At 31.9% G+C, this 19,747-nt stretch carries 19 protein-coding genes and 1 tRNA gene; 9 read left to right on the forward strand and 11 right to left on the reverse strand.

All coding sequences use genetic code 11. From position 1 onward, the window contains the following. The first annotated feature begins 466 nt into the window (after positions 1-466). Positions 467-2,500, forward strand: a complete 2,034-nt coding sequence (locus tag HA152_RS07920; protein ID WP_209135305.1) for a glycogen debranching protein — start codon at positions 467-469, stop codon at positions 2,498-2,500. On the opposite strand, the gene HA152_RS07925 is transcribed toward HA152_RS07920, so the two are convergent. Further along, positions 2,501-2,571: transfer RNA gene (locus HA152_RS07925), tRNA-Gly, on the reverse strand. Between the two features lie 112 nt (positions 2,572-2,683). Here HA152_RS07925 and HA152_RS07930 point away from each other — a divergent pair. The 5 genes from HA152_RS07930 to plsY are packed head-to-tail and all read left to right on the forward strand — an operon-like array spanning position 2,684 to position 6,849. After that, on the forward strand, positions 2,684-4,030 hold the full coding sequence (locus tag HA152_RS07930; RefSeq protein ID WP_209135844.1) for an MFS transporter: 1,347 nt from the start codon (positions 2,684-2,686) through the stop codon (positions 4,028-4,030). 9 nt (positions 4,031-4,039) lie between these two features. Beyond that, a complete protein-coding gene (locus HA152_RS07935; RefSeq protein WP_209135307.1) occupies positions 4,040-4,795 on the forward strand; it encodes an MlaE family ABC transporter permease in 756 nt (251 codons plus the stop codon). 4 nt (positions 4,796-4,799) lie between these two features. Next, positions 4,800-5,204, forward strand: a complete 405-nt coding sequence (locus HA152_RS07940; RefSeq protein ID WP_209135309.1) for a DUF3119 family protein — start codon at positions 4,800-4,802, stop codon at positions 5,202-5,204. Positions 5,205-5,239: 35 nt separating this feature from the next. Further along, positions 5,240-6,250, forward strand: a complete 1,011-nt coding sequence (locus tag HA152_RS07945) for a DUF3086 domain-containing protein (RefSeq protein ID WP_209135311.1) — start codon at positions 5,240-5,242, stop codon at positions 6,248-6,250. 5 nt (positions 6,251-6,255) lie between these two features. Beyond that, a complete protein-coding gene (plsY, locus tag HA152_RS07950; protein ID WP_209135313.1) occupies positions 6,256-6,849 on the forward strand; it encodes a glycerol-3-phosphate 1-O-acyltransferase PlsY in 594 nt (197 codons plus the stop codon). Here plsY and pyrF read toward each other — a convergent pair. Genes pyrF through HA152_RS07965 form a run of 3 tightly spaced genes read right to left on the reverse strand, consistent with a single transcriptional unit; the run spans position 6,833 to position 9,147 of the window. Further along, positions 6,833-7,561: an orotidine-5'-phosphate decarboxylase gene (pyrF, locus tag HA152_RS07955; RefSeq protein ID WP_209135316.1), complete on the reverse strand. Its 729-nt coding sequence runs from the start codon at positions 7,559-7,561 to the stop codon at positions 6,833-6,835. The genes plsY and pyrF overlap by 17 nt on opposite strands. A 4-nt stretch (positions 7,562-7,565) precedes the next feature. Next, positions 7,566-8,804, reverse strand: a complete 1,239-nt coding sequence (gene tyrS, locus HA152_RS07960) for a tyrosine--tRNA ligase (RefSeq protein WP_209135318.1) — start codon at positions 8,802-8,804, stop codon at positions 7,566-7,568. A gap of 19 nt (positions 8,805-8,823) precedes the next feature. Continuing rightward, positions 8,824-9,147, reverse strand: a complete 324-nt coding sequence (locus tag HA152_RS07965; protein WP_002807348.1) for a DUF1825 family protein — start codon at positions 9,145-9,147, stop codon at positions 8,824-8,826. Positions 9,148-9,298: 151 nt separating this feature from the next. Between HA152_RS07965 and HA152_RS07970 the strand changes: the two genes are divergently transcribed. Both HA152_RS07970 and HA152_RS07975 read left to right on the forward strand, forming a co-directional pair. Further along, the gene (locus tag HA152_RS07970) at positions 9,299-9,910 is read left to right on the forward strand and encodes a hypothetical protein (protein ID WP_209135320.1); all 612 of its coding nucleotides are present in this window, start codon (positions 9,299-9,301) and stop codon (positions 9,908-9,910) included. 24 nt (positions 9,911-9,934) lie between these two features. Beyond that, positions 9,935-11,407, forward strand: coding sequence for a leucyl aminopeptidase (locus tag HA152_RS07975; RefSeq protein WP_209135322.1), 1,473 nt, complete (start codon positions 9,935-9,937; stop codon positions 11,405-11,407). 11 nt (positions 11,408-11,418) lie between these two features. Here HA152_RS07975 and msrA read toward each other — a convergent pair whose 3' ends face one another. The 7 genes from msrA to purC are packed head-to-tail and all read right to left on the reverse strand — an operon-like array spanning position 11,419 to position 18,279. After that, positions 11,419-12,021 (reverse strand): peptide-methionine (S)-S-oxide reductase MsrA, encoded by a 603-nt coding sequence (msrA, locus tag HA152_RS07980; protein ID WP_209135324.1) that lies wholly within the window; start codon positions 12,019-12,021, stop codon positions 11,419-11,421. Positions 12,022-12,037: 16 nt separating this feature from the next. Then, the gene (lpxB, locus tag HA152_RS07985) at positions 12,038-13,216 is read right to left on the reverse strand and encodes a lipid-A-disaccharide synthase (protein WP_209135326.1); all 1,179 of its coding nucleotides are present in this window, start codon (positions 13,214-13,216) and stop codon (positions 12,038-12,040) included. Then, positions 13,213-14,055 carry an acyl-ACP--UDP-N-acetylglucosamine O-acyltransferase gene (gene lpxA / locus HA152_RS07990; protein WP_209135328.1) on the reverse strand — a complete coding sequence of 281 codons (843 nt, stop codon included), beginning with the start codon at positions 14,053-14,055 and terminating at the stop codon, positions 13,213-13,215. Before lpxA ends, lpxB begins: the two co-directional genes overlap by 4 nt. A 4-nt stretch (positions 14,056-14,059) precedes the next feature. Further along, the gene (fabZ, locus tag HA152_RS07995) at positions 14,060-14,518 is read right to left on the reverse strand and encodes a 3-hydroxyacyl-ACP dehydratase FabZ (RefSeq protein WP_209135331.1); all 459 of its coding nucleotides are present in this window, start codon (positions 14,516-14,518) and stop codon (positions 14,060-14,062) included. Between the two features lie 17 nt (positions 14,519-14,535). Next, on the reverse strand, positions 14,536-15,372 hold the full coding sequence (lpxC, locus tag HA152_RS08000; RefSeq protein ID WP_209135333.1) for a UDP-3-O-acyl-N-acetylglucosamine deacetylase: 837 nt from the start codon (positions 15,370-15,372) through the stop codon (positions 14,536-14,538). Further along, positions 15,373-17,505 (reverse strand): BamA/TamA family outer membrane protein, encoded by a 2,133-nt coding sequence (locus tag HA152_RS08005; protein ID WP_209135335.1) that lies wholly within the window; start codon positions 17,503-17,505, stop codon positions 15,373-15,375. It lies immediately after the preceding gene. A 36-nt stretch (positions 17,506-17,541) separates the two neighbouring features. After that, positions 17,542-18,279 (reverse strand): phosphoribosylaminoimidazolesuccinocarboxamide synthase, encoded by a 738-nt coding sequence (gene purC, locus HA152_RS08010; protein WP_209135337.1) that lies wholly within the window; start codon positions 18,277-18,279, stop codon positions 17,542-17,544. A gap of 133 nt (positions 18,280-18,412) precedes the next feature. Between purC and purD the strand changes: the two genes are divergently transcribed. Then, positions 18,413-19,744, forward strand: a complete 1,332-nt coding sequence (gene purD / locus HA152_RS08015; RefSeq protein WP_209135339.1) for a phosphoribosylamine--glycine ligase — start codon at positions 18,413-18,415, stop codon at positions 19,742-19,744. Positions 19,745-19,747: the final 3 nt, after the last annotated feature.

Here is a 19,747-nt window from a genome sequence, read left to right on the forward strand (position 1 = left end):
ATTTATTTTTATAACCTCACTTTTTTCGTATATAAAATTATCCTCTTTAAATATAAATCAGCTAAAACCATTGGCAGCACTTGATTTATCCTTGAAGAATCCAACTTTATTTATCAGAAAAGAAATGTCAAAGATAAGTAAATTTAAGAATTTGAGCAATTATATTATATTTTATTAATTTTCAGATATATTTCCTTCTCATCACATGAAAAAAATAATTTGTATTTTGAAATCAAGAAAAATCTGGTTTTCTCACAATTAAGCTTTCTCGCTAAATCTTTTTATGCATTAAGAAGATGGATAGTCAAATTGTAATTAATTTGGAAATTAATAATCTCAAAATCTAATAAAGTTGATTAGTGAAACATTAAATTTTAGTTTTTTTCTTAATTTTGTATCTATTATTCTAATATCAGTAATTTGAATAAATTATCTCAATATTTAATTAATCAATGATAAAGAGAAAGTGAATCATATCAATAAAGGTAACCCATTTCCCTTAGGAAGTTCTTTAACTTCACAAGGGGTTAATTTTTCCCTAGTAGCCACAAATGCAGAATATGTAGAAATCTTGTTGTTTGAGACAGAGGACTCTATTTCCCCAAAAAGTATATTGAAACTAGATCAGAATCATAATACAGGTCCCTACTGGCATGCGGAGGTAAAAAATCTAAAAGAAGGTTGTATTTATGCTTTTAGAGTAAAACAAAAAAATAATTCGATCAACAATAACTATGAAAAAAAAGTACTAATCGATCCATGTTCAAGGGGTATAACTGGGTGGGGAAGTTATAAAAGAGAAAATGCATTAAAAACGCAAGAAAATACTAATTCTTGTCTTAAAAGCGTTGTTTGCGATAGAAAAATATTTAATTTTAAAGACTATCCAAGACCGAAACATTCTTGGGAAGAAACAATTATTTATGAACTCCATATCAAATCCTTCACTGAATCAACTGATAGAACTGAAAGTTGTTTCAAGAAATTTTTAAAAAAAATTCCATATCTCAAAGAACTGGGAATTACCTCAATCGAATTACTTCCAATTTTTTGTTTTGATCCAACTGATGCACCAAATGGTTTAGAGAATTTTTGGGGTTATAGTCCAATTAATTGGTTTACTCCCCATTTTGAATACCTTTCGAATGAATCAGCTGAAAAGAATAGAGAGGAATTTAGAAAATTAGTAGAGGAGTGCCACAAGGCAGACATTGAAGTTATTTTAGATGTCGTATACAATCACACTTCTGAAGGAGATTACAAAGGACCTACGATATGTTGGAAAGGTATAGATGAAAACCTTTATTACTTTATTGGGAAAGATAAAAATTATCAGGACGTATCTGGTTGTGGGAATACTATTGCAGCAAACAGAGGATTAGTTAGAAAACTAATAATTGAATCATTAAAGTGTTGGGCGAGTGAATTTGGAGTAGATGGTTTTAGATTTGATTTAGGTATTGCCTTATCAAGAGGAGAAAATCTCTCGCCACTCGATAATCCTCCAATTTTCGAAGATATAGAATGTGAACCAGAACTTGTTGATATAAAGTTTATAAGCGAACCATGGGATTGTGGTGGTTTATATAAATTAGGGGATTTCCCATCTAAGAATACTTTCACTTGGAATGGTCATTTTAGAGATGATTTGCGAAGATTTTGGAAGGGGGATAAAGATACAGCTTGGAATATGAGCGATAAAATCAAAGGTTCTCCATCGATTTATAAAGAAGATACTATTTTTCCAAAATCAATAAACTTTATTACTTCACATGATGGATTCACTCTAAAAGATTTAGTAACTTTCAATAGAAAACATAATTTTGCCAACAGAGAGCAAAACAGAGATGGTGATAACCACAACAATTCTTGGAATCATGGTATCGAGGGGCCAACTACAAACTTATTAATTAATGATTTAAGAAAAAGACAACAAAAAAATCTTATTCTCAGTTTATTTATCTCTAATGGTGTCCCAATGATACTTATGGGTGATGAGATAGGAAGATCACAAGGCGGGAACAATAATTCTTGGTGCCAAAATAATTTATTGGGCTGGATGAACTGGAAACATGATCAACAAGATTTGGAATTATTAGAATATTTTAAATACGTCATAAAAATCAGAAAAAAACTAATAAACATTTTTAATCCATCATTCTTCCCTAATAATAAAACTAATGAAAATATTCCAAAATATCATTGGCATGGAACAAAGTTAGATAATCCCGATTGGAGTAGTTGGTCTCACACAGTTGCTTTTAGTATTAACAAAGGTATTACTAATCCCCTGGTATGGATAGGTTTAAATGCATATTCAAAAAGTATCGATTTCCCCTTGCCAAAATGTAAATATAATTGGTTAAAAGTTATTGACACTAGCATGTCTGAGATTTTTGAACCCTTAACTATCACTGAAAAATTTGTTTCAATAAAGAGTAGAAGCTCTTTATTAATCATTTCAGAAGAAGTATTTGGGGCAAAAAATAATTTATTCTAAAGCGGGCGGCGGGAATCGAACCCGCATCTTCAGCTTGGAAGGCTGAGGTTTTACCACTAAACCACGCCCGCATTAAGTAATACAATTACCATTGCAATAATACATTATTAAACAATCAACAAAGCAAAAAGATTGGAAAATTCACACTCGAAAAAAAATATTACTAGATCAACAACAAGATTAATGTTCTCTTATGGGCTAGGAGATGCAGGCACAGGTTTAGTCGCGACGCAATTTGGTTTTTTTCTGTTCAAATTCTTTATTTCTGCTGGTTTACCAGTAATAATTGCAGGTTCATTATTAATGTTAATAAAGATATGGGATGCAGTAAATGATCCGTTAATTGGATGGTTGAGTGATCGTACTAAATCAAGATGGGGGCCTAGAATACCTTGGATGGTAGTAGCATCTGTTCCTCTTGGTTTCTCTTTAGCTGCGATATGGTGGACACCCACTGGCTCAGTGCTAACCAAGACTATTTACTATGCCATAATTTCTATAATCGTAATGACTGCTTATACAAGTATTAATCTTCCTTTTGCGGCTCTATCTACTGAAATTTCTGAAAAAACAGCAATAAGAACAAGACTAAACGCATCTAGATTTACTGGCTCAATAATTGCAGGACTAACTGGTTTAATAATTGCTGGAGTTGTATTGGGTTCTGAAGGATCAGCAAATAATGAATATTTTTTAATGGGTAAAATAAGCGGATGTATTGCAGTTGCTGCAACATTAATTTCTTGTTGGGGATTGGCTCCATTCGCCAAAAAAGCAAGAAGGCCTTCAGGAAAAGTTGAACCCATAACACTTCAATTCAAAAGAATCTTCAGAAATAAAAAATTTCTAAAAGTTATCACGCTTTATATTCTTCTATGGTGCGCCTTACAATTGATGCAAACAGTAGCGTTAATTTATGTAGAGGATGTACTGAATGTACCAACATATATCGCGAAGTGGATCCCAATTCCTTTCCAAATAAGTGCTTTAGTGGGTTTACAAATATGGACCAGAGTATCAAATAAATTAAACAGGATTTCAGCTTTAAACTATGGAGGGATTATGTGGATTATTTCATGTACGGCAGCATTATTCTTACCTTCTTTATCAAAAATTTCAGGAGTTGGAGATAGTTTATTCCTAAATGACGGCAACATATTTCTGTTCATTCTTTTAATTTTCATAATCTGTCTTATTGGCATTGGTGCTTCAACCGCTTTTCTTATCCCTTGGTCACTACTTCCTGATGCAATAGACGAAGACCCAGAGAAACCGGCAGGACTATATACTGCTTGGATGGTACTTATTCAGAAGATTGGTATCGCTTTTAGTGTTCAATTATTAGGATTTTTATTGTATTTATCAGGTTATCAATCATGCTTTGTTGATAAAGATGGTCTTAATATTATTGAACAATGTTACTCAGCACAATTAACTATTAGATTATGTATTGGTTTTATACCCTCAATATTGGTAATAATTGGTCTTTTAATCATGAGAGAATGGGATCGAAAATTAATTACAAACTAATATAAAGATATGTACTACCTTAATTTTTTCAAAAGACTTCTAAGCAGCTTAATCATTGGTGGGCAAGCAATTAATTTTATCTTTAAAGGTAAAATTTCCAAAAATGATCTCTTTGACCAACTTATGGAGTCAGGTCCTGGCAGTTTATTGATTGTATTAATTACAGGAATTGCCGCAGGTACAGTTTTTAATATTCAAGTTGCATCACAACTTACAAGCATGGGGGTTTCAAGTGAAATTGGAGGTTTATTAGCAGTAGGCATGGCGAGAGAAATGGCCCCTCTTCTAACTGCTACTTTAATGACTGGAAAGGTTGCAACTGCCTATGCTGCTCAACTGGGCACTATGAAAGTCACAGAACAAATCGAGGCAATAACCATGTTAAGGACCGAACCAGTCCAATATTTGGTAGTCCCAAGGTTACTATCGATGGTAATAATGTCTCCAATACAGTGTCTTTTGTTTTTATCTGTAGCTTTATGGAGTGGCCAAATTTGGAGCACAATTTTTTATAAAGTTCCTCCAATAGTTTTTTGGACATCTGTAAGATCAGGTAATGTGAGTTTAACCAGTACAGACTTAAGTTCAATGTTAATAAAATCTGTAGTATTCGGATTACTTATTTCAGTCATTGCTTGTGGATATGGACTCACAACTAAAGGAGGTCCAAAAGAAGTTGGAACAAGTACAACAGGTGCTGTTGTAATGACTCTCGTTACTGTATCTTTAATGGATGTATTACTAACGCAAATTTTATTTGGATGATACTATGTTTAATACCAAATCAAAAAAAGAGGAACCAGTAATAATATCTCCTTCATTTCAGTTGCCAATCATTCTAATAATTTTAAGCTTTATGCTTTTATTTTTAAATATTGGTTCTTTGCCAACAATAGTTTTTGCTTCTTTTAGCTTTTTTTTATTACTTCAGTCATTCACCTTAAGAATAAAAATAACAAATGATGATTTTATCGTTTTACAATTAGGTAAAGAGATTAGAACTTTTCCATTTAAGAACTGGATATCATGGAAATTCTTTTTCCCTATAATCCCGGGTATTTTTTATTTTAGAGAAAAGTCCAGTCCTCATTTGTTACCAATTTTATTTAATCCAAAGCAATTAAAAGATGAGCTCTTAAAAAAAGTTGATTCCCTGGAAATTAAAAATTCTTAAAATTCAGACTTTGCCTAATCATCAAAATTATTTAAATGACCAATACAGAAATTTCCGACAATAATCCTGAAAAGGAATTAATGCTAGATAAGTCAATTTCAGATGATAAAACCAAACAAATTAGTAAGAAAAATACAACGCAAAATAAAAAAATTACACCGAAAAACGATAAATCAACTAAATCTTTTGATGAAATTTCTAATGAAATTTTAAGAGATCTCGTCTCAAAAAAAGACTCTTTAGTTAAAGAAATAAAAGAGTTAGAAACAAAAAAAAATGAAATAGAAAAAGATATTAATTCAAATTTCAAAGGACAGTCAGATAATATTGCTAAAAGAGTGAAAGGCTTTCAAGAGTACTTAACTGGAGCTTTGCAAAATCTTTCACAAAATGTAGAGAAACTTGAATTAGTTTCGCAACCAATCATCGTAAAGCCTTCTCCCTTGGATGAGAAAAAGCAAAACAATAGCACAAATAATATAGTTAATGTTCCTGCTCTTTCTGAAACATTTAAGCCAGATGAAGAGATTATAAAAAGTTGCTTTGCAAGTTTCAAAGAACAACCTGACTTTTATGCAGAACCTTGGAAATTAAGACGGAGTCTTGATTCATCAGATATAGAAATTATGGATGATTGGTTCTTTAACATGGGCGGAAGAGGTTCTCTTGAAAGTAGAGGATCTAGACAAAAAAATGCCTTGTTATCAGCAGGTTTAATATCTATTCTTGGCGAATTATATGGAGATCAGTTTCAGACTCTTATTTTAGCTTCGCAGCCTGAACGATTAGGTGAATGGAGAAGAATTCTTCAAGATTCACTTGGTCTAACAAGAGATGACTTTGGACCTAATAGTGGGATTGTTCTTTTTGAAAGGCCTGAAGGTGTCATCGAAAGAGCTGATAGATTAGAAGCCAATGAAGAATTGCCATTTATTATCATTGATGCAGCAGAAACCTCTGTTGAAATTCCAATACTACAATTCCCATTATGGGTTGCATTTGCTGGTTCAGATAATGAAATTTACGATGATCTTGAACTAAACTAAGCTTTATGAATATCTTAATAATTTTTACAAGTTATCTTTTAGGATCACTTCCAACAGGTTTTTTAACTGGGAAATATCTCAAAAATATAGATCTAAGAACTATAGGTTCTGGATCTACTGGAGCCACAAATGTCCTAAGAAATGTTGGAAAATGGCCAGCACTTTTTGTTTTTATCATTGACGTTGGGAAAGGCCTTATTGCAGTAAAACTTGCTCAATATTATTCAGATCAAGGATTAATAGAAGTAATCGCAGGGATATCCGCTATCTCAGGACATATTTGGCCAATATGGCTTAAAGGTAAAGGAGGGAAAGCTGTTGCGACTGGATTAGGTATGTTTTTAGCTCTTTCTTGGAAAGTTGGACTCGCATCTCTTGGCATTTTTTTAATAGTGCTAACAAAAACTAAATTTGTCTCTTTATCGAGTATTTCAGCTGCAATCTTACTTCCTATTTTTATGTTTTTTTACCTAGGTAAATTTATGCACTCTTACTTTTTTATAAGTTTAATTGTGTCATTATTAGTAATCTGGAAACATAGAACAAACATAACAAGATTACTTAAGGGAGAAGAATCCAAAATCAATCAGAATCAATAGATTTAAATATTTCTATTAGAGCTTTATTAGGATCTATAGCTTTTGATATTGATCTACCAATAACTAACTTTGAAGCGCCATTATCTATAGCTTCATGGGGAGTCATAATTCTATTTTGATCATCTTTATTATCAATATTTAATCTGATACCTGGTGTAATAAGTTCAAAATTATTACTATAAATAGATCTCAACATTTTTACCTCCAAAGGGGAACAAACACATCCATCTAATCCGGCATCAAAAGACAACTTTGCAAGTCTCAATACATTTTCTTCAATTGAATTATTTCTATCAAGATCAGTTTGAAAATCTTTAAGAGAAAAGCTTGTTAAAACAGTTATTCCTACAACTAGAGGAGGCTTTAAACTGACTGAGGTGGCTCCTTCTAAAGATGCTTTTTTCGAATCCTTAAGAGCTTTTAGACCTGCTGAAGCATGAATAGAAATTATATCCACCCCTAATTTTGAAACTTGGTAGCATGCTGCACGCATGGTATTTGGAATATCATGAAATTTTAAGTCTAAAAAAATTTTTTTATTTAAACCTTTTAATATTTCGATAACTCTTGGACCTTCCCTCACAAAAAGCTCTAAACCAACTTTCACCCACTTAATATTAGGACATTTATCCAAAAGTAATTTTGCTTGCCTTACATCTAATCCATCCATTGCCAATATTATTTTATCTTCTGAATTAAATCTGTTATTCATTAATTTAGTTTTCAAACCTCTTAATTATTTTTTTCCCAATTTGCAAAATTTTTCCTTCCAAATCATTTTTTGAATTAAAAACTAAATCAGGATTTATTACTTTCTGACTTTCAATTTTTACACCCCCACCTTTAATAGATCTTTTGGATTCGCTGCTAGATTTGAAAAGTTTTAGAGCACTTAACAAGTAAAAAAACTTTACTGGAAAAACTACTTCTTTTAAAGAAATCTCTGGAATTTCTCCAACTTTTTCTTTTTGTCCAAGGAATAATTTTTCGCAGTTTGATTGCGCGTTTAATGCTTCTTCAGCCCCATGGAATAAAGTAGTAACTTCTAGAGCCATTCTTCTCTGTAATTCACGAGGATTTGAGTTTTCAAGAAAACTTAAATTTAATTCAGTAAGTAATTCAAAATAAGAAGGTATTATATTATCTGGGACTTTTTCTAATTTTGAATACATTGAAAGAGGATCTTCATTCAAACCGACGGTGTTAAATTCAGATTTACTCATCTTCTTAATCCCATCTAAACCTGTCAAAATTGGCAGCAGAACACCAAATTGAGGGTCTTGTTTAAAATGCCTTTGAAGATCTCTTCCTATTGCAATATTAAATTTCTGATCTGTACCTCCAAGCTCAATATCTGATTGAACAACTACCGAATCGTAACCTTGTAAAAGTGGATATAAGAATTCATGCAAAGCAATTGGGACTTGCGAAGTGTACCTTTTATTAAATTCCTCCTTAGCTAGCATTTGACTAACTGTTGTACTACCCATTAATTCAATTATCGAATTAAGATTTAATCCTTTTAACCATTCACTGTTATATCTAATTTCTATTCTATCTTTTGAATCAAAATCTAAAATAGATTCATTAGCTGGCTTTCCCATCCCTAGTTGGGTTAAGTATGTTTTTGCATTATCCTTAACTTCTTTTTCCGATAACTGGACCCTTGTTTTGTTTTTTCCCGTTGGGTCTCCAATTTGAGCAGTAAAATCTCCAATAATTAGAACTGCAACATGTCCATTATCTTGGAATGCCCTAAGTTTTTTAAACAATATGCTGTGCCCAAGATGAATATCTGTTCCAGTTGGATCGATCCCTAGTTTAACCCTTAATTTTTTATTATTTTTTTTCGCATGATCAATTATCTCCGAAAAGGTTTGATCCGTTCCCTTAATTGGAAAATATTCTTCTATTCCTCTTGACAGCCATGATGGCAATATTAAATTATCTGACATGAAGCTTTAAAAGTTTAATTTAAGAAGTTTTATCAAGTTCATCCTTCATTCTTATTAAGGTTTTATTCATTTGATCGAACATTTGATCAGGAGTAATCCCAAATTGACTTAACTGTGTCTTTAATTGTTCTACGGTCATTTTTGCTTGAAAATCTTCAGATAATTCAAACCTCTTCATAAAAACCTTATAACGATCCATAAGAGATTCCATTTTTTTTATAAACATTTTTTTCCCTTCTCTGTCAAATTTTCCATAATCAGAACCAAGTTTCATAAGTTCTTGGTAGTCTGTAAAAAGCTTTTTAGCTTCTTCTTGAACGATGTCTGACTCAAAGAATCCCATTTCTATTTTTTTTCTTCGCAAGATTAAGGCTCAATTACAAGATAACAAGAATCTTTTAAATTGATTAGAACATTAATAAATTTTAGTTTATAAATAATTCTTTGATTTATATTTTTTCAGAATTAAATTTAGTAGACATGCTTCATAAATATTGGAAAAATTTAACGTAAATAATATTTCAAACCAAAATAGGCAATTTGAATTATTTGGTTCAAATGTAAATACATCAATTAATTTTCAACACTCAAATAATCTAAAAATCAAAGGCGAAAACCTTACTGAATGGAGAAATAGAATACATAATCACCAATTCAAAATTTCAAAAGATACTCACAATAAAACTTTGAATCAAACAAGTCTTCCTTTAAATACAATTGCCAATGAAAGAAAAATTGATCCTTTTTCGCTGCAGCCATTATCATTGAACTTTTGGAGAACCAATCAATATATACACAATGGGCCAGCAATGTATTTTGTAATTGACTCGATGGAGTGTTCGAAAATAATCCTATATATAGGAGAAACAAATTCAGCAAATAAGAGATGGAAGGGAGAACATGACTGTAAAAATTACCTCATGAACTATAAAGAAGCCCTTGCTCATAACAAAATCTCAAGTCACCAAGATATTCGTTTCTTCTTAGATGTACCTAAAGAAGTAAAATTAAGACGTAAATTAGAACAGCAACTGATATATTTATGGTTACCACCTTTTAATAAAGAAACTCGAGATAGGTGGTCAACTACTTTCACAAACAACTAAAAGCTAATTAAATCCATTTTACAAATGCAATTTTCCACATTCCAAGAAAATCTAGATAACTGGCAAGGTGCTTCATTAATTTTTGGAGTTTTAGAGGAAGAAATTGCGAGCCAACTTGAAAACTTAAAATTTGTTATTGACCCAAAATTACTACTTAAAAAAATTACTCAAAAAAAATTCAAAGGAGAAAAAGGGCAAACTTTAAGCTTTGAATTTTTAGATCAAAAATTAGAAACTTTAATCATAGTTGGTCTTGGCAAATCAAAAGACCTAAATAAAAGTGATATAGAAAACTCTATAGGAAATCTACTTAGGAAAACTGTTGATAAAAATGAAAAAATCAGCATAATGCTACCTTGGGAATTAATAAATTTACAACTAGCAATAAATCAATTAGCAGAGTCAGCCAGATTATCTACCTATAAGGACAATAGATTCAATAAGAAAAAAGATGAAAAGAAAGTTCTTAAAGAAATAGAGTTTTTGAATTTAAAAAAATCTGAGAATATTAGCTTTGCAGAGACAGCACAAATATGTGAAGGTGTAGAACTAGCTAGAAGACTTGTAGCTGCCCCTCCCAATAGTCTTACACCTCTGGAAATGTCTATACAAGCTTTTCAAATTGCTAAAGATCATGATTTGGAAATAAAAATTTTAGAGGCAAAAGATTGTGAAGATTTAGGAATGGGTGCATATTTAGCTGTAGCAAAAGGTTCTGATCTAGATCCTAAATTTATACATCTTACTTTAAAGTCAGAGGGTCCTATAAAAGAAAAGATTGCTCTTGTTGGGAAAGGTTTAACCTTTGACTCTGGAGGATACAACCTTAAAGTAGGAGCATCTCAAATTGAAATGATGAAATATGATATGGGCGGAAGCGCTGCAGTTTTAGGAGCAGCAAAAGCACTTGGAGCAATAAAACCAAAGGGATTAGAAATTCATTTTATTGTGGCATCTTGCGAAAACATGATAAATGGATCTGCAGTACATCCTGGAGATGTAGTTAAAGCTTCTAATGGTAAGACAATTGAAATAAATAACACTGATGCAGAGGGTAGACTCACATTGGCTGATGCTTTAACTTACGCATCAAATTTAAAACCGGATTCAATAATAGATCTCGCAACTTTAACAGGAGCTATTGTTGTTGCATTAGGGAATGATGTTGCTGGATTCTGGAGCAATAATGATGATCTAGCAAATGATCTAAAAGCTGCATCAGCCCAGAGTGGCGAAGAATTATGGCAAATGCCTTTACAAAAATCTTATAAAGAAGGTTTAAAGTCTCATATAGCTGACATGAAAAATACAGGCCCTAGAGCAGGTGGGTCAATAACTGCTGCTTTGTTTTTAGAAGAATTCTTTGATAAAGAGATTAAATGGGCGCATATTGATATTGCTGGGACTTGTTGGACTGATAAGAATAAGGGAATTCACCCATCCGGTGCAACCGGTTTTGGAGTTAAAACTCTTGTTCAATGGATTAAAAATAAATAACTATATTTAAATCATTCATCCCAAAGATTTGTTGATCTAGCGTTATCGCCCCATAATTTATCCAACCTCTGATCTCTCCCACATGAGAATCTATAGAACTTATATTTTAATTCATTTCTCTCAGCAAAATCCTGATGATATTCTTCAGCCAACCAAAATTGACCTTTTGACTTTAGTTCTACAGATATTTTTTCTAATGGCACACGCAATTCATTAGAGGCCGAAACAATTCCATTTATTGCATCATTTTCCTCAGTTGCATCTTTGAAAAAAATTACTGGCCTATAAGAATCTCCACGATCACAAAATTGACCACCGCCATCCAGAGGATCAATATTTCTAAAATAGAGCCTAAGTATCTCGGGTAAAGTTACCAATTTGGAATCATAGTCCACCAAAACCACTTCCTGATGTCCTTCATGATTTTCGTATGTAGGATTTTGAATATCTCCACCTGAATAACCACTTTGTACAAAATTTATCCCCTTTAATGACTCTAAATCATGTTCTAAACACCAAAAACAACCTCCTGCAAGAATCAATTCCTCTGCAAAAGCGTTTACAGGATTAATAAATATTGAAAGCGCAATTATTAGAGGTAAGAAATATTTCATTTTTTTATTATAAAGTTCAAATAATGGAATTAATAATCTCTTTAGCAGCCCTCTGGACTACGCCCTCTTCTCCTAATTCTTTTTTTAAAAAAGCATAACCTTTTTTAATTTTTAATTTTTCTGACTTCCCATCAAGAATCCTACAAGATTTGTAAAAAATTTTCTTTTCGTCAAACTCTCTCTGCACAAACTCAGGGATTATTAATTTATTAACTAACAAATTTACAGGAGAAATAAACTTTACTTTAAAATTGAGAATTTTTTTAGCAATAAAAGCAGTTACCCTACTTACTCTATAACCAACAATCTGTGGGATTCCATATAAAGCTAATTCCATATTAACTGTACCAGATTTACAAAGAGCAATTTTAGTGAGGGAATAAATATAAGGCTTTAATTTTGCACTATCTTTTTGAGAAATAACAAGTCCTTTAACTTGATATTTTCTCAATGCTTTTTTGAATATTTCATCAAAAGCCTTTCGACAGGAGGGGATATAGACAACCAAACTTGGATATTTTTGTTGTAATTTTCTAGCCGCCAGCATAAAAGTAGGTAATATATATCTCAATTCTTGAGGTCTTGATGCGGGCATTAAAAGTAGAATATTTTGATTTGGGCGCAGGCTTAGAATAGTTCGAGCATCTTTCTTTAGCGGAAGTTTTTTTGTTAAATCAATCATTGGATGTCCAACCCACAAAACATTTCCACCTCTCTTTTTATAAAATGCTGCTTCTTTCTTAAAAATCGCAAATATTTTATCAGAAAAATTTATTAAATTTGTCGTGCTATTATTACCAACCCTCCAAGCCCATTCTTGAGGTGCAATATAGTAAAAAATTGGAATTTTAGTCTTCGATTTTTTTAATTTTGTTCCAATTTTTATATTTGGACCCATATAGTCAATCAAAATTAAGCAATCCGGAGGATATTTTTTTAATAATTTATAAAATCTTCTTTGAATTATTATTGTTGGAATAATAAGAGGTAAAGCCTCCCAAATTCCTATTGCACTAATTGATGTAGTATCTTGAAGAATTTTTACGCCTTCTTTCCTCATCCTTTCCCCGCCTAATCCGCAAATTTCTAAATCTATAGATTTTTTTTTTGCTTCATCTAATAATGCTTTTGATAACAAACTTCCGTGCAAATCTCCAGAGACTTCTCCAGTACTTATAAAGATCTTTTTATTCATACATTCACTACAGGCATTGGTCCTCTTCTTTCTTTAGATATTGATTCTTTTAAAAAACTACATAATCTTGTAGATGAAAGATCTAATTCTCCTTTCATTACTTTTTCTAAAGAATTTGAAATCGCATTATTAGATTTAAAAAGTATATTCCAAGTACTTTGAAGTAATTTTAAGTCAAAATCTTTATTTTCCATTAAACCACTTCTCTTTATTCCAATCCGATTTAAACCTCTTAATCTTCCTGGATGCCCTTCGGCCAAGCAAAAAGGAGGTACATCTCTATCTACTCTAGTCATCCCTCCAATCATTGCTAAATATCCAATATGTACAAACTGATGAATACCTAAACAACCGCCAATAATAGCTTTATCTTCAATCTTTACATGGCCTGCGACGTGAACACTATTTGATAAAACTATCCTATTACCAAGTTCACAATTATGGCCGATATGAGTGTAAGCCATCAACAAATTATTATTTCCAATAATTGTTTTTTCTCCTTCATCAGTTGCCTTATTAATAGTTACACATTCTCTGAAAGTATTATTATCTCCAATAATTACTTCAGTATGGGCCCCTTTATATTTAAGATCCTGGGGATCGAGACCTATAAAAACATTTGGGAAAACTTTATTATTAGTACCAATTTGAGTTCTTCCTGAAATAACAGCATTCGGTCCTATTTCGGTTCCTTTCCCGATAGTCACATCAGGACCGATAATAGCTCCTTGAGAGACAATAACCCCATCATGTAATTCGGCACTAGGATCAACAAAAGCATTTGGGTGCACTTTTACGCCACTAAAGCTTGAGTTCAATTCATTATTTTTATGATCCATATCCCTAATCAACTAATGAAAACATTAATTCTCCAGCACAAACCAACTTCCCATCAACGTGCGCCTCACCTTTAACCTTCCCAAATCTTTGTCTTTTAATAGACAATAACTCACAAGAAATTATCAATTGATCTCCTGGCACAACTGGTTTTCTGAATTTAACATTATTAATTCCAGCAAAGACAAAAAGTCCTTTAGGGAAGTCAGGCATTTGCGTTACAATTATTCCACCAACTTGAGCCATTGATTCAACAATAAGAACCCCAGGCATCAAGGGTCTCTCAGGAAAATGTCCCTGAAATTGAGGCTCATTTATAGTTACATTTTTTACTGCAACCGCTTTCTCCCCAGGAATATGCTCTATAACTTTGTCCACAAGTGCGAAAGGATATCTGTGAGGTAATAAACCTAGTATGTGCTCAGCAGAAAGTTGATTATTTTCACTGGATAATTTCTTTTCCAAAACAATTAGAGATAAAGTTAATTTTTTAGCGATGAGGCCAATAAAGCATTTAAAGAATGTGATCCTTTATAAACTAAAATTTGAGCCTTAGGTAACCCTACCAAAGCCAAGTCCCCAATTAGGTCTAAAATTTTATGTCTTATTGGTTCATTATCAAATCTTAATGGCGGATTAACCCATTTATCACCGTCACAAACAAGGGCATTTTCCAAACTTCCACCTTTTATTAATCCAAGTTCACTTAACTCTTGAAATTGATCCTTAAAACCAAAAGTCCTTGCTGGAGCAATCATTTCAACGAAATTTTTTGGATTTAAATCAATCACAAAAGTTTGATTTCCAATAGCTTTATAGGAAAAACTTATAGTGGATATAATTGTAGTTTTTTCAGATGGCGTGGCTGCTATTACTGAGCCTTCTTTATTTAAAATTATAGATTTATTAATCTCTTGAAAAAAATTATCCGGTTTAGGTGCTTTTTTTATCCCAACTTCTTCGAAATCTTTAACCCACTGAATTGCTGATCCATCTAAAAGTGGAATCTCTTTACCATCAACCTCAATATGAATATAACTTAACCCGCACCCAGCCATTGATGATAATAGATGCTCAATAGTATATAAATTTCGTCCTCCCAATTTAACTGCTGTACAAAGCATGGTACTACCAATTAAATCTTGAGTAAGCTTAAAAATCTCGCCAGGTTTATCCCTGAAAGAAACATAATATCCTTCTTTTTCATAAGGAGAAATTGTAACTCTTGTTTTTTCTCCACTATGAAGGCCTATACCTTCTCTGGAGATAACACCAGCCAAGGTATAGCAAAAATCATAATTAGCAGGCCAAGAAAACACTTAAAACTTCCATCCAACTCCAAGTGTATATCTCCAATCTCCACTTAGGTCCTTACTAGCAACATCTAATCTTAATGGCCCTATTGGTGTTTTAACCCCAACCCCTCCTCCAAGCGAATAACCAGAACCTGATTTCTGTAATAATTTACCAGGTTTTCCTGGGACATCATTTTGAGATCCTAAATCACTTCCTGCATCAACAAATAAAGCTCCTGATATCATTCTCCAAATAGGGAATCTATATTCTGCAGTTCCTTCTACAAAACTTTTACTTACAGCTAAATCACAAGATCCCCACCCTCTAACTGATGATGTTCCTCCCATACAAAATGCTTCATAAGGAGGCAATTCGCCAAGAATAGTTCCCACCTTAAATTGAAAACCAATAGCTTGAGGACAATCTTCACTAGTAGCTTTGGTAGATCTACATGCCTTGGTTAAATTGATCAGTTTTGTAGGTATAAAATAAGAATATGAAGCTCTCATTCTATTAAAAGTTGGAGAATTTTTTCCCATTGAAACAAACTGTTCTGTACCAAAGGTAAATTTATTCCCCGCAGTTGGGTTAATGGAACTGTTCAAATTATTTCTAGAAGCGCTCGCGATTACACTCACTAATGTATTCTCTGCAGGGCATGAACCATCATTAGGAGTAAATCCAATACAGATAATATCATTTATATTTCCAGTTGTTGGAGTTCTATCACCATAAGGTTTTTTATTGCCATCACCATCAATCATCTTAACTTTCTTAAAATTCATTCCTGCAAGAACTCTCCATTTAGCTACCTTAAATGGATCTCCACCATTTAATGGCCTTGAGAAAGAAAATCCACCTCCTGTTTTTTCTAAAACTATTGAAGAAAAAGTATCAGAGGTTGAAGTACTAGTATCATCTACAGCGTATATGCGCCCATTATTTTCACTTTTAAATTCTTGTGGATAATCTCTGCTTAAAAAAAGATTTGTCCTAAAAGATGTTTTATGTTTATCTCCTTTAATCCATGGATCAGATAATGAAAAATTATAGGTGGTTGAATATTCTCCGAAATTTAGATTCAAATTTGTAGACCATGCTCTTCCTAAAGTATTTGTTTCCTGCAAACCAATTGAGGCGAAGATCCCTGAACCATTGCTATAACCAAGTCCACCTGTTAACGATCCTGTTCTTTGTTCGCTCAAGTCTAAAAAAATTATGACTTGACCAGGATTTAAATTATCAGGGCCAAGAGAAACCTTTACATCATCAAATAATGATGTGGCATAGAGTCTACCGATATCAGCTTCTAAAATTTTTCTATTAAAGATGGTGCCAGGTTGTGTTTTTAACTCTCTCTTTATAACCCAGTCTTTAGTTTTCCCTTTTCTAGGTTTTCCATCAATAATAAATTCACCATCAGAATTTGGGAATCTTATTTTTACATCAGATATGATACCATCTGAGACTTTTAATATTACTACACCGTTCTCAGAGATTCTATCTGGGCCACTAATTCTAGCTAAAGAATAACCCGCTTTTTCATAACGTTCTTTTATTATTTCTATCTTGTTTTGTAATTCATTTAAGTTAAGAGTTGTCCCATAATAATTTTTAAAAATATCGTCTACGTATTCATGAGAAATTACAGAGTTTTTTGGTTTAAGTTCAACTTTTTTCAAAATTGGATTAGGCACTACATTTACTATTAGTCTCACGCCTAGTGGGCCATCTTGAGACTTTATTTTTACTCCTGAGAACCAACCACTAGCATAAATTGAATTAAGATCTTTATTTAAAATTAGATTATCAACAATACTTCCAGGTTTTATGCTCATGGAATCATATGCAGCCAATTCAAGTTTTCTACCCTCAGGATGATTTTCCCAACCTTCGATAATTATTTCTGAGATAAGAACACTTTCTTGACTAATATCATTATTATTTTCTGCAAGAAGAATTTTTTTCTCTTTTTTAATATCAATCCCATGAAATAAAACATCATTAATATTTGGCATTTCTAAGGTTTTTATTGATTGATCAACGTCATTTGGCAAATACTTAGCAGCCAGTTCAGAATTATTTGATATCAATATCAATGGAGAGCAGGCAACATTTATGAAAACCTTTCCAAATTTTAAAAAATGTTTTTGCATAGTACTTGTGATTAAGATAAATAACTCAATATTTAATCAATTAGGTTTTAGAAAATCGTTAATTCTTCGGTGGATTTCACTATAAGCTTCAATTAAACCACCTAAATCATTTCTAAATCTATCTTTATCAAGACTTACAATCATATCATTTTTTTGATTTAGATCCCACAATCTGCAATTATCAGGACTTATTTCATCCCCTAGAATGATATTATTTCTAAAATCAAAACCAAATTCCAATTTAAAATCTACAAGTTGAAGTTGAATATTTTTAAAAAAACTTTTCAAGATTAAATTAATTTTTAAGGTTAAATTTATTATTAACTCTAAATCATGAGAGCTTAATATATTCATTAATTCAATTCTATCTTTAGTAATAAGGGGATCATTAAGTTCATCATTTTTAAGATAGATATCAATTAATGGTTGAGATAACAAAGTTCCAGGTTTAATAGTGGTTTGTTTGCATAAAGAACCATAAGCAGTATTTCTTAGAACAATTTCTAATGGAATTACTTTTATTTTTTTTGCAATCATTGTATTTTCATTTTCAAGTTCAATAAAATGAGTTGGAATATTTTTCTTAATGAGAATCTCAAAAATTCTTGCACTTATTAAGCAATTAAGTTTGCCTTTACCTTCAAATCTTTCTTTTTTCAACGCATTAAACGCTGTAGCTTCATCTTTAAATTCAATTTTTACTTTATTTGCATCATCATGAGTAAAAACTTTTTTTGCTTTGCCTTCATAAATCAACTCATATTTTTTATTCATTAACTTAATACCTCATAATTATTAATAAACTGCTTTTTATACTTATCATAATTATTAGAGATCAACTTCAAATGATTTATTTCATTTTAACTGATTATTGATCGAAACCTCATAACCTTAAAAAAACAAATATATGGGTATTCAATCACGTAGTTCAAAGAACTTTAACAGATTGGAAAATATTCTAATAATTGGCAATGGCGGGAGAGAAAACTCTTTAGCTTGGGCTATTCAAAAAAATGAATTAGTTAAAAAAGTTTATTTAATACCTGGTAACGCTGGTTCAGAAAGAATAAATAAATGTGAAAGAATAAAAATTGATATAAATAATAAAAATGAACTAGTCGAAAATCTTGATTTTTTTAAGATAGATTTAGTCGTTATTGGACCAGAAATACCTCTGGCAAATGGATTAGCTGATTTTCTTCGAAACTTAAATTTTAAAGTGTTTGGCCCTAATCAAGATGGAGCAAAATTAGAATTTAGCAAATCTTGGGCGAAGAAATTTATGCAAGACGCAAATATTCCAACTGCAAACTTTTGGAAAGTCAATTCTTTAGAAGATGCCAAAAAAATTATTAATTCATCATCAATTCCACTTGTAGTAAAAGCTGATGGTCTAGCTTCTGGTAAAGGTGTTTTTATTCCTAATTCAAAAGATGAATGCTTTAAAGCAGCAGAGACAATTTTTAATGGGAGATTTGGCAACTCTGGGAATGTAGTTGTTCTAGAAGAAAAAATTCAAGGGCCAGAAGTTTCAGTTTTTGCATTATGCGATGGAAAGAATTATACCTTACTTCCAACGGCCCAAGATCATAAACGTCTTAATGAGAAAGATAAAGGGCCAAATACAGGAGGTATGGGGGCTTATTCTCCTGCCCCATTATTAACAGAAGATTACCTTAATAGAATTATCAAAGAGATAATTGAACCTACAATAAATGAATTAAATACAAGAAATATTGACTATAGAGGCGTAATTTACTTTGGATTAATGATCACAGAATCTGGGCCCAAAGTTATAGAATATAACTGCAGGTTTGGTGATCCAGAATGCCAAACAATAATGCCCTTGATGGATCAAAATTTTGTATTTCTTTTAGAAAAATGCTCAATGGGAAACTTAAATGGTGATGAAATAATTAATACTTCTGATAAAGTTAGCGGTTGCGTAATAGCTACCTCCAAAGGTTATCCTCACGAATATAAAACTGGCTTTAAAATAGATATGGATAAGATTGACACAAATGATTGTCAAATCTTCGACTCAGGTACTTCATTAAGTGAAGATGGGAAATTATTAACTAATGGAGGAAGAGTGTTAAGTATTGTCTGCCAAGGTAAAGACTTCGATAGGGTTTTTGAAAAAGCATATAAGAATTTAAAAAAAATTCATTTTGAGGGTATTTACTTTAGAAATGACATAGGCCATCAAGTCAGAAAAAACTTTTCTAAGGAGAATTAAGCT

It is taken from the genome of Prochlorococcus marinus XMU1412 (assembly GCF_017696315.1).
In the GTDB taxonomy this organism is placed as follows: domain Bacteria; phylum Cyanobacteriota; class Cyanobacteriia; order PCC-6307; family Cyanobiaceae; genus Prochlorococcus_A; species Prochlorococcus_A marinus_AF.

Bases quoted from the DNA above. Each gene is read 5' to 3' on its own strand.
- HA152_RS07930 (WP_209135844.1), top strand. From the start codon at position 2,684: ATGTTCTCTTATGGGCTAGGAGATGCAGGCACAGGTTTAGTCGCGACG.
- HA152_RS07935 (WP_209135307.1), top strand. From the start codon at position 4,040: ATGTACTACCTTAATTTTTTCAAAAGACTTCTAAGCAGCTTAATCATT.
- HA152_RS07940 (WP_209135309.1), top strand. From the start codon at position 4,800: ATGTTTAATACCAAATCAAAAAAAGAGGAACCAGTAATAATATCTCCT.
- HA152_RS07945 (WP_209135311.1), top strand. From the start codon at position 5,240: ATGACCAATACAGAAATTTCCGACAATAATCCTGAAAAGGAATTAATG.
- plsY (WP_209135313.1), top strand. From the start codon at position 6,256: ATGAATATCTTAATAATTTTTACAAGTTATCTTTTAGGATCACTTCCA.
- pyrF (WP_209135316.1), bottom strand. From the start codon at position 7,561: ATGAATAACAGATTTAATTCAGAAGATAAAATAATATTGGCAATGGAT.
- tyrS (WP_209135318.1), bottom strand. From the start codon at position 8,804: ATGTCAGATAATTTAATATTGCCATCATGGCTGTCAAGAGGAATAGAA.
- HA152_RS07965 (WP_002807348.1), bottom strand. From the start codon at position 9,147: ATGGGATTCTTTGAGTCAGACATCGTTCAAGAAGAAGCTAAAAAGCTT.
- HA152_RS07975 (WP_209135322.1), top strand. From the start codon at position 9,935: ATGCAATTTTCCACATTCCAAGAAAATCTAGATAACTGGCAAGGTGCT.
- msrA (WP_209135324.1), bottom strand. From the start codon at position 12,021: ATGAAATATTTCTTACCTCTAATAATTGCGCTTTCAATATTTATTAAT.
- lpxB (WP_209135326.1), bottom strand. From the start codon at position 13,216: ATGAATAAAAAGATCTTTATAAGTACTGGAGAAGTCTCTGGAGATTTG.
- lpxA (WP_209135328.1), bottom strand. From the start codon at position 14,055: ATGGATCATAAAAATAATGAATTGAACTCAAGCTTTAGTGGCGTAAAA.
- HA152_RS08005 (WP_209135335.1), bottom strand. From the start codon at position 17,505: ATGCAAAAACATTTTTTAAAATTTGGAAAGGTTTTCATAAATGTTGCC.
- purC (WP_209135337.1), bottom strand. From the start codon at position 18,279: ATGAATAAAAAATATGAGTTGATTTATGAAGGCAAAGCAAAAAAAGTT.
- purD (WP_209135339.1), top strand. From the start codon at position 18,413: ATGGGTATTCAATCACGTAGTTCAAAGAACTTTAACAGATTGGAAAAT.